Genomic DNA, 15517 nt, shown 5'->3' on the forward strand with positions numbered 1-15517 from the left:
TATCTTTGGTACACCATGAGTCAACTTACAACCTACGTAATAACCAGTCATGCACACCCGCAGGTGCCCTTTATCAGGCAGCTGTACCATACTGCTTTTCCGGAAGAAGAGCGACGGCCGTTTGAGCAACTGCCGCTGGATGATACCGATACGTCCATGCAATTATTGCTCTACTGCAACCCTTCGGATACGCCTGTGGGCTTTGCCACCGTATGGCAGTTTGGTGACTTCTGCTTTGTAGAACATCTGGCCATTGATACGGCACAACGCAGTAAAGGCTACGGGGCTGTAATTGTGCAGCAGTTGCTCTCGCCCGGTTGTACCGTGCTGCTGGAAGTAGAACCCGTGCACGATGAGCAAAGCGAAAAACGGATACGCTTTTACAACCGGCTGGGCTTTACCGCCAACGCCCTGCCCTACCTGCAACCTCCCTACCATAAAGGTTTACAGCCCATACCCATGGTATTATTATCCAACCCTGCCATCTCCGTTACAGAGGCAGAAATATTTGTAAATCAGCTACATAAACAGGTATACCCGGCATTTGAATAAGCACAGCAACCGGCAGGGGAAAAAGTACAGTAAACAGGGAAAATTGTGCATTGAACAGCAATAAGCCCCCTGGTAACTTTACAGTAGAAAATATTACAACTATGGCAAAAGCATTTACCGATAGCAATTTTAAAGAAGAAGTATTAGATAACGATCAGTTAACAGTGGTAGACTTCTGGGCAGAATGGTGTGGCCCCTGTCGTGCTATCGGCCCCGTTATTGAAGAACTGGCCCATACCTATGAAGGTAAAGTGAAAATTGGTAAGCTGAACGTGGATGATAACCCGCAGGTAAGCGTACAATACGGTATTACTTCTATCCCCGCTATCCTGTTTCTGAAAAACGGACAGGTGGTAGATAAGCAGGTAGGCGCCGCTCCGAAAAGCGTGTTAGACAAGAAAATTCAGGCCCATTTATAAGAGATTGGGAATAGAGTACAAAGAAGGGAGGACCGGTATAAAAGCCTGTCCTTCTTTTTTTGCTGCGTAGCGGGTGTAACCGGCGCAACAATACAGGTGCCGATGCTACCGTTGCAGAAGCAACTCTTTTCTCCCCTCCTCCTCTTTCGGGCACCACAGGAGAGGGCAATGCAAACACCCGCTTCCCGTCTTTTTTCCTTTCTGCCAGCAACTCCTGCACTTTCTGGCGCTTCAGCTGCCTACGCATCAGGGCAGTTGCCTCCTGTAAAAGCAGTTGTATTTCTGCCTCTTGTTTATCCTGCTTCAGCCACTGAATAGCCATACCCGCAAGTTGCTGATAATGAGTTCGCTTACGGTTATCGGGCAAAGTACGGTGTGCGGCGGAAGCCAGCGGAGCAGCCTTAGCCAGCAAGGCAGCATGTTTACGTGTATTGGCAAATTCCGGAGCGTTTTTTACGCGCCCGCTATCCAGTGGGTTAGGCACACGGCCAATACTCCGGCCACGGTCTATATAAACCTGGTACCGGCCATAATTACCCGGAGGCGGTGGATTGTCACATACATATATTGCCATTGGCAGCCTGCATTTTATCGCTGTTATACAGCAAATTTCAGGCCGTGCGTGGCAGTAAAACTGAACGCTTTAGCACCGTACCTGTACTATACCTGTGCCTATTCCCACGTAAGCCCCAGGCTGGGATAACGTTGCGCCACTTCTTCCCTCGCAATTACGCTGATTTGTTTTAACTGCTCGCGGCTGGGTGCCTTTACATCCGGGTTGTGCTCCGTTATAAAGCCCAGGCTGCGCTCCAGCGTTCTTACACGCACTTCCAGTTCAATAATGGCTTCAATTACATTCAGTTCACCTATTTGCATATATCAGATGTTTCAGAAAACAGCAAAACTATTATGTTGCCGGCCGTAATCCGTGATAAATACTGTAAATATTAACGTTTCCCCCTACTTACCCAATAAACAGATTGCGCTATTTTTAGGCCATGAATATACAAACACGCATAGCAGCCCTTTCCCTGATAGTGTTCGCCTCCTGCCAGGTGAAAGAAGACATACACGTAAACGCCAACAACAGCGTTGACCGTAATGTAGAACTACACATGAACAAGGAGGCCGGGAACAAACTGGCAGCTATGGCGCAGATGGCCGGCCAGGGCGATAAACTACCGCTGGACTCGCTGGCCCCTATGTGGAACACGATAACCGACAGCCTTACCAAAAACGCAGCTACCAATAACAAAGGCCTTACTTTTACCGCCGGCAAATGGGATACTGCCAGCAACAGCGGTAAGCTGAATTTTCACTTACCAGATCTGAAAACCTACAACGAGTTTGCCAATACCTTATCACAATCTGCCAGCAAAACCAATGAGCAGATGCCCTTTAGCGGCGTACAAAAGCAGCAGCTGGAATGGCGTGGTAAAGACACACTGGTAATACAGCTGAACGAAGGTAAAGGCACCGCCACCGGTAATACAGAGGAAATGACGCAGAACCTGGCCATGGTAAAAATTATGCTGGGCCTGGATGCACTGGCTACCTATAAAGCCGATATACACCTGCCTAAAGCAGCCAAAAGCATTATTGCCACCAATGCAACTTTAAGTGATGATAAGAAAACCGTGCATGTGGAAAGAGTGCTGGAAGATGTTACCGGCAGCAGCGCGGCGGATGAAGTGAAAGTGATATTTTAAATGACAGATATTCCTATACATCGCCTGCACGAGCAAACCAAACTGGGTTTGCTCGTGCGGTATATGGACCTTCCGGGAGAACAGGAAAAGGTGCTGGATGCCCACCGGGACGACCACTACATCTTCATGATACAGGAAAAAGGCAGCACCCGTATGATGATAGATTTTAAAGAGATGCAAACAGCTGCGGGCGATGCCTTTTACATACTGCCCGGCCAGGTACACCATGGCTTTGCCACCACCGAAGCAGCAGGCTGGTTTATTGCAGCAGATGCTGCACTGCTGGGCGAGGCCTACCGGCAGGTATTTGAAATTGATCTGTTGCAACAGCAGGCCCTTACGCTGAACGCCGCGCAACTGCTGCAATTACAAACCTGCCTTCAATTGCTGCACAGCCATTGCAATGCTAACAACCACCTGTTTCATCAATCAGTTATCCACTCGCTCTTTAACGCCTTTGCCGGTATGTTCGCCGCTGCGTTTCTGGAAAAAGAACCCGGCTACAACCAGCCCGAACTAAGGCCGCTAACTATTACCCGGCAGTTTAAGACATTGCTGCAACAACGGTATATACAGCAAAAAAGCCCTTCGGCTTATGCTGCGCAACTGCATATTTCGCTTTCTTATCTTAACGAGTGCGTAAAGCAGATTACCGGCTTTAGTGTTACCTGGTGGATACAGCATCAGATAATACTGGAAGCCAAACGACTGTTGTATTATACCGATACTACGGTAAAGGAAATCAGCTTTTCGCTGGGTTATGAAGACCATACTTACTTCTCACGCCTGTTTACCAAAGCAACAGGCATACCTGCCAACCAGTTCCGCCAGCAATACCGCGGATAGTCCAATCATTCCCTGCATTTCACCTTTTTCTGTACTGCCGCCTGTAGTTGCTTTGCAGCATGAACATACTTACCAGAAAAGCAATGGCGCTGCTGGAAAAGCCGCTGCTGAAAGCAGGTACAGTGCTGGCTGTACGGGCATGGGCACCTGCTACGTTTTATGAAATAGACCTGCACCTGCCCGATACCGATATGAGCAACTGGCAGTCTGTACAACATATGAAATGTAAGGTAGCAGAAGCTACTTACCGCGATTATACCCCTGCCGGGTGGGATGCAGAAACACGTACCTGCACGTTATACATAGATACCGCACATGATGGCGCAGGTAGCAGATGGGCTTCTTCGCTTGCACAAAATGATACTATTTACCATGTAGGTATTGCCTCTGCATTGCATAAACCGGTAGCTGACCATACGCTGCTGTGCCTGGGAGATAGCAGCAGCCTGGGGCATTTTCTGGCATTGCAGCAACTGGCTGCACCAGACGCAGCTATTACCGGCGCTATTGCATTTACCAGCCAGGCACATACGCATTTGTTTACAGAATACTTCCGGCTTCCACTTACTGCCCTGACAGCTACAACCGCACAGCAACAGCAGCAGTTATCTGCATGGCTTAACCGGCAAAACTTTCCCAACAACACCACGGCTTATATTACCGGGCATATACCTACCGCACAACAACTGCGCCGCCAGCTGCGGCAGCGGAAAGATATGAGCGGCAGCATTAAGGTAAATGGCTTCTGGAGTTAAACACTATGTATAAAAAAAGCCGTTATACATGGTAAACATGCATAACGGCTTAGTGCTTTTTAAGTAACAGTCGCTTTAGTTCCAGCGGCCTCTTCCGTGGCCACCTCTGTGATAACCTCTGCGGTTATCGCGGTAGCAATCGTCTCTCACAACCACCACTCTGCGTGGTGCAGGGCGGTAATATACCACCGGTGGAGGTGGCGGCGCCACTACTACTACCGGCGCACATGGCTGTTCGTATACAACTACCCTGCGCGGAGGCGGTGGAGGTGGTGGACAATAAGCAGGAGAACCCACGCCAATGTTTACGTTTACTCTAACCTGGGCTTCTGCTTTTTCAGCCATGGCAACTGCCGCAAGAATAACAGCACTTAAAATGACTTTTTTCATGTTCGTTGTTTTGCTTATACTATTCTAATCTTATGCCATAATAATCAGGCATTTGTTAAAAGATATATAAGCCACGTTCACCGTCATTTTAGGGCTTCCCACCGCCAATTCCGCCACCTGCACCATCCACACGCTTGCTTTCGTCTTCCGAAGCAGTCTTACGCTGGCGTGCAGCCTTCACCTGGTTATTACCAAAGCGCCAGGTAAAGCTCAGCTTCAGCAGGCGGCTTTCCCAGCCACCTTTTGTAAACACATGCTGGCCGGCAAAATCACTGGTTGCTCTCCAGCGCATGGTCTGGAATACATCACTTACCGTAGCCTTAAACGTACCCTTACCTTTTAATATCGTTTTCTGCGCACCGGCATCTACACTCCACATACTGCGGGTTTTAAACGTACCCTGCCATATAGAAGGAGAAGAAAACCAGCCGCTTACTTCTGCGGTAATAGTAGGTGTTACCTTATACGTGTTCTGTGCATAGAACAATACGTTAAACGCATCCAGATTAATGGTTCTGCCCTTACCAAAATCAGCCTTGTAATGCGAGTAATTGTTGGTAAGGCTAAAGAAGCCGTTATACTTTTTAATACTCAAAGGCATGCTTATGTTCAGGCTTACCGCATCCTGATTAGCCAGATTCTTTTTGGTAATAAAGCTTTTAGACTTATCAATGGTATCTATCAGCTGCGTAAACACACTGTTGATGCGGCTGTAGTTTAAACTGGTTGTTAACTGATACTTGTACAGGAAGGTTACCCCTACACTGTTGGTATACTGTGGCATTAACTGCGTATTACCTTTCTGATAGGTATACTCATCCAGCTTAAACTCAAAAGGGTTTAAGTCCTGATATGCAGGGCGATCTATACGGCGGCTGTACGAGAACGTCCACTGCTTCATCGGGTTCTTGTTCAGCGTAACCGCAGCGCTGGGGAACAGATCTGTATAGTTGCGGGTGAAAGAAGAATCGTATGCTACATACTGACCGTTCTCCCACTTCTCACCTTGTGATGTACCTTTTGCATTGGTATTTTCTGCACGCACGCCCACTTGTACCATAAAGCCTTTGTACTGGCGGTTATAGTTTACATACAGGGCGTTGATGTTTTCTGTGTATTTAAAATCGTTACTGCGTAGGGTATCTTTCACTTTAGTGCTGGTAAATACATTGTAGCGCTCAAAGTTGTTGGTGCTTTCTGTATAGCCTGCTTTACCACCGTAACCCAGTTTACCTTTCTTAAAGTCCTGCTCGTAATCAGCCTTTAAGGAGTAGGTATTGATTTTGGTAGGCGCAATCATATTATATACCACACGGCTTAATTCCGTTTTGCCATCCGGCGTAAGGTATACGTTGGGCTGGTACTGATCGCTTTTGATATCATAGTATCCGTAATCAAAGTCTACGTTTAAAGAGCGACCGGAGGTATCTATGTAACGATAGTTAAGGTTAGTGGTTACGTTTTTACGGTTGCTGGCAATGCTGTTATCTGCCAGTAATTGCTTCTGCTGTGTATTGGTAGGCGCATAGGTAATCAGCGTACGGCTGTCCATACCCTGTGTACCATCACTAAAGCTACCGTTTACCATTACCCCAAACGTGCTGCGGCTGCTGGCATAATAATCCATACCCGCTTTAAACGTGTGGCTGCTGGCGTTGTTGGTATTTACAGAGTGCTGGTTAAACAGCGTATCCAGCTGGTTACGATCCATAAACATGAAAAATTCGTTCAGGCTTCTGTTGTAGTTATAGTTACCAAACAGGTTTACCTTACCCTGGCGCTGATTCAATGCCAGTGCTGCGTTGTACTTGGAATACACGCCAATGTTATAACCGGCAGTAAGTGAACCGTTGGTACCGTAAGATTTGTTTTTCTTTAAACGGATGTTGATGATACCTGCATTACCCGCCGCTTCATATTTGGCAGAAGGGTTGGTAATCAGTTCAATCGCTTCAATCTGCGTGCTCTGGATGGTTTTCAGATAATCGCTCAGGTCTTTGCCGGATAAAGGCGAAGGGCGTCCATCAATAAACACCTGCACGCCGTTCTTTCCTGCCAGGCTCAGGTTATCATCTTTATCTACCTGTACCCCGGGCGATTTACGCAGCAGTTCTAACGCATCGTTACCTACCGCGTTAATACTGTTTTCTACGTTCACCACCATTTTATCAGCCCTTACTTCTATCATTGGCTTTTTGCTTACCACCGTAACACCCTGCGAGGCTTCTGCTACGGTTTTGGTAACGGTAAGCGCAGGCACATTTACATCTGCCGCGGCTACATCAATTACACCCGAAAAACGTGGCTGATAACCCACGAAAGATGAACTTACCAGGTATTTACCTGCGGTTACGGTTCTGAAACGGAAAGCCCCGTCTTTATCAGTTGTGCCCAGCTTCACCAGGCTGGAGTCTTTGGCTTTTAACAGTGAAACAGTAGCATTGGCAATACTCTTACCATTTTCATCAATTACGCTTCCTTTTATATCCTGTGCGTAAGTATAGACTAACGACAGAATCAGGATGCCAGACAGTAGAAATTTTCTCATGATTGTGCTTTTACCCCTTATTGGTAGGCAAAGTTGTTATTTCATTACAAGTAATTTTTATTCTCCTACACTAACGGCGTTTATTGAAACATGAGTGGTAGCCGCCTGTCCATTTGGCAGCATAGCCATTTTGTAGTACCTTTCCACGGCAGATTATGAGGAACAGATAATTACGTGTTAGCGATTGCCGCCATTAGTTAATAACCTAAACCAATCTTTACTATCATGCCAGCAGCCCAGGCGAACGTGTTATGGCGGGCCCTTAACCGGAACACAATCCTAAACGTATCATTCCTGTTGATATGTATGTGTTTTGTTATGCCTTCTTTTGCACAAACCCCTGTGGGCGATAGTGTTAAACCTGCTACCGATACTATTGTTAAGGTAAAAACTGATACACCAGCCAGACCGGTGGCAGATACACCTGTAATAAAAAAAGATACTACCCTGCCGGCAACACCGGCACCGGTGATAAATACAGATTCTACCCGGGGCGATGCAGACACTGCTACGGTTACTACTGCTGCCGGTTCTGATACCACACGTAAAAAGCCAGGCGCTACAGACAGTTTGTCTAACGGCCCCCAAACCAACCTCTCTTCCCAACCCATGCTGGGCCGTTCCAGTACTACCGCGCCGGTAAACGAGGGCGAGATAGGCAAACTGGAAGACTGTGAAATTCCGTTTACCATGGCATATGCCATTAAAAACATGAGCTTTAAAGAGCTGGATACCCTGCGTATTGAGTTTCAGAAGATTATTCTGGAAGATGAGGAAGAGAAGATCATCACTATTAAAATGCGTTACCGCGACGATCATATTGTGGGTTACATGACCCAGGCGCCTATACACCACTCCAACAAGTATGTAATTGTAAACCTGCCCATTAATGTAAAAATTGAATGGTGCTGCGTACCCGATTCCACACACCCCAGCAAACATTGTGTAACCAGCCATGCCGAGCTTATTGCCACCGATACTACCCAGCACTGTAAAGCATGGGTACAGATGGACGATGGCACGGATATGGTAGAACAACTGGCTGCCAATCAACGGAAAATTGATCTTACTAAGTACAAAAAGAAGCGGAAATTCAACCTGTTTGGCTTTCTGAATGTATTTAAGAAGAAAAAGAACAAGAGCAAACTCGTACCTGTACCCATGGATAAATCCATGGACGAAATCATGAATCCGAAAGGTAATGCGTAATTTCACGTAGTGTACATAAGAGATTGCCTGCCCGTATTGTGCGGTTTCAACAGGAAGAAGTATGAGTGCAGAACAACAACGACTTAAAGCAAACTCGGGTAAAAAAGTAGCGCTGGAGCAATGGGGCCCTTATCTGGCTGACAGACAATGGGGTACTGTTCGGGAAGATTACAGTGAGAACGGTGACGCATGGAATTACTTTCCTTTCAGTCATGCACACAGCCGTGCCTACCGGTGGGGGGAAGATGGAATAGGCGGTATATCTGATTTTTTTCAGAACCTCTGTTTTAGCGTAGCCCTTTGGAATGGTAAAGACCCTATTCTGAAAGAAAGACTTTTTGGCCTGGGCAACTACGAAGGCAACCACGGTGAGGATGTAAAAGAATTGTATTACTACCTGGATAACCTGCCTACCCACTACTATATGCAGATGCTGTACAAGTATCCGCAAAACGAATTCCCTTACGAAGAACTACAGGAAAAGAACCGCAGCCGTACCAAGCTGGAAACAGAGTACGAGTTGCTGGATACAGGTGCGTTTAAAAACAACGAATACTTTGATGTATTTATTACTTACGCCAAGCACAACAAAAGAGACATTGCTATTAAAATAGAGGTGGTAAACCGGGGCACTAAAGAAGCGCCCGTAACGGTGGTACCTACCCTGTGGTTTTACAACCGCTGGCAGTATGGTGGGGTAGATAAGAAACCGCAGATAAGCCGCGTAAATGATTATACCGTAAAAGCAAAGCACGAAAGGCTGGGCACATATTACATGTATTATCAGAAGAGCGATCTGCAGCTGTTTACCGAAAACGAAACCAACAACGAAAAGCTGTTTAAAAAGCCCAATGTAACGCCTTACGTAAAAGATGCGTTTCACGATGCTATTATTCATAAGAAGAATACCGATGCTTTACGTAAGCTGGACAAAGGCACCAAGTTTGCGCCGGTATACTCCTGCAAACTGAAAGGCGGCGAACGGAAAACCTTCCACCTCCGTTTATCAGAAGCACTGACTGATGATCCGTTCGGGCACGGGCAGGAACATATTTTCGCGCAGCGTAAGGCAGAAGCAGATGAGTTTTACAAAGCCGTATTACCCGCCAATATTTCTGAAGAGTTACGCAAAGTACAGCGTCAGGCCCTGGCAGGGTTGCTCTGGAGCAAACAGTATTACCACTTCGATATAGAACGCTGGTTATCCCAATCAGACGGTATCAGTCCCAACCAGGAAAGGCAGACCGGCCGTAACCACGACTGGCAACACCTGAAAAACCAGGACATTATACTCATGCCCGACAAATGGGAGTACCCCTGGTATGCGGCGTGGGATCTGGCTTTTCACTGTATTCCCATGGCTATGATAGACCCCAACTATGCCAAGCATCAGCTGGTATTGATTATGCGGGAATGGTATATGAAGCCGGATGGTCAATTGCCTGCCTACGAATGGAACTTCAGCGATGTAAACCCGCCGGTGCACGCCTGGGCTGCCCTGCAGGTGTATCATATAGAGAAAAAGCAAACCGGCAAAGGAGATATCGCGTTCCTCAAACGCATTTTTCAGAAGCTGCTCATCAACTTTACCTGGTGGATTAACCGTAAAGACCCCAACGGCAACAACATCTTTGAAGGGGGCTTTCTGGGGCTGGATAACATAGGGGTGTTTAACCGCAGTATTCAGCTGCATGGCCAGATGGAGCTGGAGCAGGCCGATGGCACCAGCTGGATGGGTATGTACGCCCTTAACCTGATGGATATGGCTATTGAAATAGCCATGCACGATATTTCGTTTGAAGATACTGCTACCAAATTCTTTGAGCACTTTGTACTGATAGCAGAGGCCCTGAACGAACTGGGTATGTGGGATGAGGAAGACAAGTTCTTCTACGATATGCTGGTAACACCTGGTGCACAGCCCCTGCGTTTAAAAATACAGTCCATCGTAGGCCTTACACCACTGTTTGCTGTATCGGTAATTGAGCGGAATGTACTGCGCAGGTTAGATGACTTTACCAAGCGCATTACCTGGTTTGAAAACTACCGCCTAAAAAACAACAAGTTCTGGCCCAACGAAGAGCGTGCCGGTGGCGAAAAAATATTGCTGTCGCTGATACCCAAAGAAAAGCTGGTAGCCCTGATGGAGCGGCTGTTAAACGAAACAGAATTTCTGTCTACCGGTGGCATCAGAGCCTTATCTAAATACCACGAGCAGCATCCATATACGGTTACCATAGACGAAACAGATTACTCCATTCAATACGACCCCGGAGATTCTACGTCTAACTTCTTTGGCGGTAACAGTAACTGGCGTGGCCCGGTGTGGATGCCTATTAACTATCTGATTATACAGGCTATTAAACGGTATGGTGAGTTTTATGAAGACCATCTTACCATGGAATACCCTACCGGCTCGGGCAAGCGCTATACCCTTACCGAAATAGCCGACGAGCTTACCCAACGCGTGATAAGCCTGTTTGAAAAAGATGCTGAAGGCAAGCGTAAGCTGCATGGAGAGTACAACTGGTTTTACCAGCAGCCCGGCAACGAGCACCTGATTCTTTTCTATGAGTATTTCCACGGCGATACCGGCAGCGGCTTAGGCGCCAACCACCAGACAGGCTGGACGGCCCTGGTAGCCGAACTGCTGAACGAAACAGCGGAACAACACAGAGTAGTGCCTACGGTTATTGATAACCCGGCACCTGCTAAATAATATCTTCCCAACCATGGCTTGCATTTTGCCTTACCAAAGGTAAAATGCTATGCCAGAGGGACCATCTATTGTAATACTCCGCGAAGCCCTGGAGCCATTTACCGGCCAGCGTGTGCAGGACATTTCAGCCCCGGCAGCCGTACCTGTGGAGCAGTTACTGCACCAGAAGGTTACCGCCTTTAAAAGCTGGGGTAAACACTTTCTTATCTGTTTTAAAAGCGGCACCATACGCATACACCTGCTGTTGTTTGGCAGCTACCGCATTAATGAAGAACGCACTATAAAACCACGGCTACGTCTGGAATTTAAAACCGGCTATGTAAACTTCTACACCTCTTCCGTTCTGTTTCTGCCACAGCCAGCCGATGAACTGTACGACTGGAGTGCCGACGTAATGAACGAACACTGGGATGCAAAAGCCGCACGTAAAAAGCTGAAAGCCATACCTGATACACTCATTTGCGATGCACTGCTGGATCAGCAGCTATTTGCAGGCGTAGGCAATATTATTAAAAATGAAGTACTGTGGCGCCTGCGCATACACCCGGAAAGCCATACGGGCAATATACCCACCGCAAAAATTACCGCCTTACTAAAGGAAGCAGTAAAATACAGCTTTGAGTTTTTAGACTGGAAAAAACAAGGTGTGCTAAAAAAGCACTGGCAGGCACATACAAAGAAAACATGCCCGCGGTGCGATATACCTTTTGTTAAAAAGTACACAGGTAAAACCAAACGGAGAAGCTTCTTCTGCACCAACTGCCAGGTACAGTATTAACTGGGGTTTCAGGCAAAATAATCCCCACCGCAGTAGCAGCCAGTGCCCGTTACTCAACCTGTGGCTGCCATGGCACAGGTTTTTTGTTTTAAATATTGTTCACATAATCAGCTAACTAAAATTCAATAACTATGGCAACACTAACAGGAAAGAAAGTAGCGATTTTAACAGAGCACGGTTTTGAGAAGTAGAGTTGACCAGTCCTAAAAAGGCACTGGAAGAAGCAGGTGCAGAAGTGAAGATTGTATCTATGCAAAAAGGAACCGTAAAAGCCTGGGATAAAGACCATTGGAGTATAGAACTGCCTGTTGATATAGCATTAAGCGAAGCGCGGGCAGAAGACTTTGATGCCCTGCTGGTACCCGGTGGTGTATTAAACCCAGACCAGATGCGTGCGCAGCAGGAATATGTAGCCTTTGCCAGGCACTTTCTGGAAGAAGGCAAACCCTTGGCAGCCATTTGCCACGGCCCGCAACTATTAATAGAAACTGGCTTACTGGACGGCCGTCATATGACTTCTTACCCTTCCGTTAAAACCGACCTCATCAACGCAGGCGTACAATGGGAAGACAAAGAAGTAATAACAGACAACGGCCTGGTCACCAGCCGCAGCCCGGAAGACCTGCCGGCTTTTAACAAAAAAGTAATTGAAGAGATTCAGGAAGGCGTACATGCGCATGCGTGATTGTATTAAATGTAATAGAAAAGCCCTGAGGGTCAACTAAACGAAAAATGACTCCATCAGGTGCCAGAATAAAACGAGGGTGTATCCAGCTACGATACACCTTCGTTATTCTTATCCCTGATGAGCCAACTCCTTTATTCAATCAAGTCTGGCCTGCTATATATATAGCTACTATATCCGCTATTCCGCAGAAACCAGTGTAAGTATCCGTTGCTTCCAATCATCGTACCCGCATACAATATCCTCAAACCGCGGCACAAATTCCCTGTCAGGAATTACCCCTCTGTTGCCATCTCTGCCTTTGGTAGCAAACTCCTGAAACACCAGAGAGGTGTGCGCAGTAATACCCGAATAAGGCAGGGTAAGATTCAAGCCCAGCACCGCTCCACCGCCGGTAAACGAACCCGAAGTTTCCTGTCCGATAATAAAGGCCCGGTTATTAGACTGTGCTACAGCCGCAAACGTAGAAGCAGCAGAAGCGGTAACGCCGTTTACCAGCAGAAACACTTTTCCATGATACCCATTAGCCTGCGGCTGCATTAACTCCAGTTCTTTGGCCAGCTCGCTTATTTTTGCATAGCTTCTACCATTCTTCAGCGGCTCAATAAACGCATACTTATTGGTAATTACTTCTTTGGGAGCATCACTGGCAGCGAGTACAGAATCGTGATCGGTAATTAAGTACTCTGCATTCATAAACCGGGTGGGGGTATCAATCAGATAACTCATTACATAGGCCGCCAGTTCCTCTTCACCGCCGTCGTTGTTCATAAGATTGATGATCAGCGTATCTGTCTGCTGCTTACGTATAGCTGCAAACAAGGAGTCTATATCTTTTTTAAACACCTTTTTATCTGCGCCAAAAGTACGCACGGTAAGCAGTGCAGTATGTGTTTCAGGAAACTCCACACGCCACTGATGCTTAGCCAACTCCCTGCCTTTAGCATCGGCATTCAGCACTATTTTATTAACCGGGTTTTTCATAGCCAGCTGGTTAATGCGCTCCAGAGACAGGTCTTTACTAAACTGTTTGCGGATAAGTGCGCCGGTACGTGTTTTTACCACTATCTCATAACTATCCGGCCGCTCTATAAAAAAGTTGTACAGTAAACCGAACGCCATGGAAGACATGGCGTAATCTTTTGATACCGTCATAAACCCGTCAGAAGGCATGTACTTATGCAGCGCCCGTCGTATGCTGTCTACCGGTTTGCCATTAATACTTACCATTTCATCACCCGGCCGTATAGTAGTATCTGCCGTGCCGTTGATTATTATAAAAGGCTTATCCCCCGCCAGAAATAGCTGAAAGGGTAGAAAGTGCAACGTCTTAGCTACATTAAACCAGTCTTTTCCCATGTTACAATAAGTATGTTCGCAGCCTACCGTAGCAATCAGAAAAGCAATCTTCTTATAAAATCCGGTAAAGGGCAATGTTTGTTCCAGGGTGTTTTCCAGGCTGTCCATTATTCCCTGCATCCTTTCTTTTGGGTGGCGGGCATACAAGCCGGGGTGAGTGTTTTCCAGCCGGGTACGCAGGTAGCGGAAATCACTTTTCATTCCCTCAGGCGTAAGCACTCTGTCCAGCTGCACCTTCTGCGCATTTATTGCTGTGCAAATAGAAAACAGAAATAAGACGATTAGTAAATAAGTCCGTTGCATCTTTTTATTTTCAAAACTGGCGGATTTTACGGCAACAGCCCCGCAAAGCAGTAATCAAATCCGGATTTGAGCAGTGTTGAAGGCCGCTCAGGCAGTTGGTTGAGCGCTTTTTTTATACGCCGCCGGCGTTACCCCGGTTATCTGTTTAAAAATACGCTGAAAGGTGGCCTGCGAACTGAAACCACAGGAGGCTGCTAACCCGGCGAGGGTAAGCTCTGTTGCCTCTGGTTGCAACACCCGCTTTTTAAATTCCTCTACACGGTACTCGTTAATAAACTGGCTGAACCCACTGTTGAGGTACTGGTTCAATGTAGCAGAAATCAGTTTAGCAGGCAAACCGGTTGCCGCAGCCAGCGCAGCCAGATCCAGCTCAGGGTTTAAAAACAGCCGGTCTTTTTCCATACAATGCTGTAAGGTTTGGGCAGTTTGCGCCAGCAATTCCGGTACATAGGCCGGCTCTGTACCTTTTTCTTTTACCTGAGTGGTAGTAATCAGTATCTGTTTGTACCCGGTTATACCTATCCAGTAAATAAGCGTGGCCATAGGCAGGTATACCGGAAACCAATCCAGTTTCTGACGCAGCGGTAAGTTGGTGGCAGGAATAAGATAAGGTATCAGGTATATCAGCCAGATGACTACGAATATCTGTAAGGCTATAATGAAGCGGGATACCCAATGTGTAGTTGGGGCAGCAGACTTTCCCGCCTGACAGCTACGAAGATATTTGCCCGATAAGTACACATAATACGCCAGTGATAACCAGCGGGGTAAATCAGCATAGCGGTTATAGATGTCCGTAAAATGAACCAGTGCATCCCGGTCAGAAAATACAGTACCACGCAGCAGACCCGCAATAAAAAGCAGTTCCACCAGTTTAGGAAATACATCTATCAGTACCGGTACAAAATGTAGCCTGTCTTTTTTACTGATAATATAAGCGGGCTCTGTTACAGCCCGCACGTACAGGTAAATGAGCGGCCCCATAGCCATTACCAGTACCCAGGGAATAAGCGCATGAATAAGATCAGACACCAAAGCATTCCTGAAAAACTGTGCATAGTGTCCAAACAAATGAACACCCGGCAGGGCTATCACCCACACTATTATTGCCAGCAACCGGTTGGCAGTACGGTGCGGTTTTGCCGTATACAGCAAACTGCCGGTAATAGCGCCCTGTATGCTACCGGCCAGAATTAATACGTATAGAAAAGTATTCAGGTTCAATGGGCAATGTTCATTTGCCCC

Annotated in this window: 15 protein-coding genes; 9 read left to right on the forward strand and 6 right to left on the reverse strand. The window is 46.9% G+C overall.

Features of this window, described 5'->3' with window-relative positions; genetic code table 11:
- Positions 1 to 15: 15 nt before the first annotated feature.
- Both IEY13_RS21845 and trxA read left to right on the forward strand, forming a co-directional pair.
- On the forward strand, positions 16 to 552 hold the full coding sequence (locus IEY13_RS21845) for a GNAT family N-acetyltransferase (protein ID WP_188956217.1): 537 nt from the start codon (positions 16 to 18) through the stop codon (positions 550 to 552).
- A gap of 101 nt (positions 553 to 653) precedes the next feature.
- Positions 654 to 971, forward strand: coding sequence for a thioredoxin (trxA, locus tag IEY13_RS21850; RefSeq protein WP_188956219.1), 318 nt, complete (start codon positions 654 to 656; stop codon positions 969 to 971).
- On the opposite strand, the gene IEY13_RS21855 is transcribed toward trxA, so the two are convergent.
- Positions 877 to 1545 carry a hypothetical protein gene (locus IEY13_RS21855; RefSeq protein ID WP_188956221.1) on the reverse strand — a complete coding sequence of 223 codons (669 nt, stop codon included), beginning with the start codon at positions 1543 to 1545 and terminating at the stop codon, positions 877 to 879. The two genes, trxA and IEY13_RS21855, sit on opposite strands and share 95 nt — an antisense overlap.
- A 98-nt stretch (positions 1546 to 1643) precedes the next feature.
- On the reverse strand, positions 1644 to 1847 hold the full coding sequence (locus IEY13_RS21860; protein WP_188956223.1) for a hypothetical protein: 204 nt from the start codon (positions 1845 to 1847) through the stop codon (positions 1644 to 1646).
- 122 nt (positions 1848 to 1969) lie between these two features.
- Between IEY13_RS21860 and IEY13_RS21865 the strand changes: the two genes are divergently transcribed.
- Genes IEY13_RS21865 through IEY13_RS21875 form a run of 3 tightly spaced genes read left to right on the forward strand, consistent with a single transcriptional unit; the run spans position 1970 to position 4281 of the window.
- Complete coding sequence (locus tag IEY13_RS21865) at positions 1970 to 2680, forward strand: hypothetical protein (RefSeq protein WP_188956225.1); 711 nt, start codon at positions 1970 to 1972, stop codon at positions 2678 to 2680.
- Positions 2681 to 3526, forward strand: coding sequence for an AraC family transcriptional regulator (locus IEY13_RS21870; protein WP_188956227.1), 846 nt, complete (start codon positions 2681 to 2683; stop codon positions 3524 to 3526).
- A gap of 59 nt (positions 3527 to 3585) precedes the next feature.
- On the forward strand, positions 3586 to 4281 hold the full coding sequence (locus IEY13_RS21875) for an SIP domain-containing protein (protein WP_188956229.1): 696 nt from the start codon (positions 3586 to 3588) through the stop codon (positions 4279 to 4281).
- Between the two features lie 75 nt (positions 4282 to 4356).
- Here the strand turns inward: IEY13_RS21875 and IEY13_RS21880 are convergent, their stop codons facing one another.
- Together IEY13_RS21880 and IEY13_RS21885 are read right to left on the reverse strand one after the other, a co-directional pair.
- Positions 4357 to 4671: a hypothetical protein gene (locus IEY13_RS21880; RefSeq protein ID WP_188956232.1), complete on the reverse strand. Its 315-nt coding sequence runs from the start codon at positions 4669 to 4671 to the stop codon at positions 4357 to 4359.
- A gap of 88 nt (positions 4672 to 4759) precedes the next feature.
- On the reverse strand, positions 4760 to 7219 hold the full coding sequence (locus tag IEY13_RS21885) for a TonB-dependent receptor (RefSeq protein WP_188956234.1): 2460 nt from the start codon (positions 7217 to 7219) through the stop codon (positions 4760 to 4762).
- 318 nt (positions 7220 to 7537) lie between these two features.
- Between IEY13_RS21885 and IEY13_RS21890 the strand changes: the two genes are divergently transcribed.
- The 4 genes from IEY13_RS21890 to IEY13_RS21905 all read left to right on the forward strand — a co-directional run bounded on the left by IEY13_RS21890 (position 7538) and on the right by IEY13_RS21905 (position 12610).
- Complete coding sequence (locus IEY13_RS21890; protein ID WP_188956236.1) at positions 7538 to 8428, forward strand: hypothetical protein; 891 nt, start codon at positions 7538 to 7540, stop codon at positions 8426 to 8428.
- Between the two features lie 61 nt (positions 8429 to 8489).
- A complete protein-coding gene (locus tag IEY13_RS21895; protein ID WP_188956238.1) occupies positions 8490 to 11147 on the forward strand; it encodes an MGH1-like glycoside hydrolase domain-containing protein in 2658 nt (885 codons plus the stop codon).
- Between the two features lie 49 nt (positions 11148 to 11196).
- Positions 11197 to 11925, forward strand: coding sequence for a DNA-formamidopyrimidine glycosylase family protein (locus tag IEY13_RS21900; RefSeq protein ID WP_188956240.1), 729 nt, complete (start codon positions 11197 to 11199; stop codon positions 11923 to 11925).
- Between the two features lie 193 nt (positions 11926 to 12118).
- The gene (locus IEY13_RS21905) at positions 12119 to 12610 is read left to right on the forward strand and encodes a type 1 glutamine amidotransferase domain-containing protein (protein ID WP_229687956.1); all 492 of its coding nucleotides are present in this window, start codon (positions 12119 to 12121) and stop codon (positions 12608 to 12610) included.
- A gap of 180 nt (positions 12611 to 12790) precedes the next feature.
- Here IEY13_RS21905 and IEY13_RS21910 read toward each other — a convergent pair whose 3' ends face one another.
- Positions 12791 to 14272 (reverse strand): S41 family peptidase, encoded by a 1482-nt coding sequence (locus IEY13_RS21910; RefSeq protein ID WP_188956242.1) that lies wholly within the window; start codon positions 14270 to 14272, stop codon positions 12791 to 12793.
- A gap of 87 nt (positions 14273 to 14359) precedes the next feature.
- The gene (locus tag IEY13_RS21915) at positions 14360 to 15496 is read right to left on the reverse strand and encodes a helix-turn-helix domain-containing protein (RefSeq protein WP_188956244.1); all 1137 of its coding nucleotides are present in this window, start codon (positions 15494 to 15496) and stop codon (positions 14360 to 14362) included.
- Positions 15497 to 15517 lie beyond the last annotated feature (21 nt).

This window comes from Filimonas zeae (assembly GCF_014641615.1).
GTDB classification, from domain to species: Bacteria; Bacteroidota; Bacteroidia; order Chitinophagales; family Chitinophagaceae; genus Filimonas; species Filimonas zeae.

Excerpts from the sequence above, each read along its gene's own strand:
- IEY13_RS21870 (WP_188956227.1), top strand. The coding sequence starts at position 2,681 with ATGACAGATATTCCTATACATCGCCTGCACGAGCAAACCAAACTGGGT.
- IEY13_RS21845 (WP_188956217.1), top strand. The coding sequence starts at position 16 with ATGAGTCAACTTACAACCTACGTAATAACCAGTCATGCACACCCGCAG.
- IEY13_RS21860 (WP_188956223.1), bottom strand. The coding sequence starts at position 1,847 with ATGCAAATAGGTGAACTGAATGTAATTGAAGCCATTATTGAACTGGAA.
- trxA (WP_188956219.1), top strand. The coding sequence starts at position 654 with ATGGCAAAAGCATTTACCGATAGCAATTTTAAAGAAGAAGTATTAGAT.
- IEY13_RS21910 (WP_188956242.1), bottom strand. The coding sequence starts at position 14,272 with ATGCAACGGACTTATTTACTAATCGTCTTATTTCTGTTTTCTATTTGC.
- IEY13_RS21855 (WP_188956221.1), bottom strand. The coding sequence starts at position 1,545 with ATGGCAATATATGTATGTGACAATCCACCGCCTCCGGGTAATTATGGC.
- IEY13_RS21880 (WP_188956232.1), bottom strand. The coding sequence starts at position 4,671 with ATGAAAAAAGTCATTTTAAGTGCTGTTATTCTTGCGGCAGTTGCCATG.
- IEY13_RS21900 (WP_188956240.1), top strand. The coding sequence starts at position 11,197 with ATGCCAGAGGGACCATCTATTGTAATACTCCGCGAAGCCCTGGAGCCA.
- IEY13_RS21885 (WP_188956234.1), bottom strand. The coding sequence starts at position 7,219 with ATGAGAAAATTTCTACTGTCTGGCATCCTGATTCTGTCGTTAGTCTAT.
- IEY13_RS21865 (WP_188956225.1), top strand. The coding sequence starts at position 1,970 with ATGAATATACAAACACGCATAGCAGCCCTTTCCCTGATAGTGTTCGCC.
- IEY13_RS21875 (WP_188956229.1), top strand. The coding sequence starts at position 3,586 with ATGAACATACTTACCAGAAAAGCAATGGCGCTGCTGGAAAAGCCGCTG.
- IEY13_RS21890 (WP_188956236.1), top strand. The coding sequence starts at position 7,538 with ATGCCTTCTTTTGCACAAACCCCTGTGGGCGATAGTGTTAAACCTGCT.
- IEY13_RS21895 (WP_188956238.1), top strand. The coding sequence starts at position 8,490 with ATGAGTGCAGAACAACAACGACTTAAAGCAAACTCGGGTAAAAAAGTA.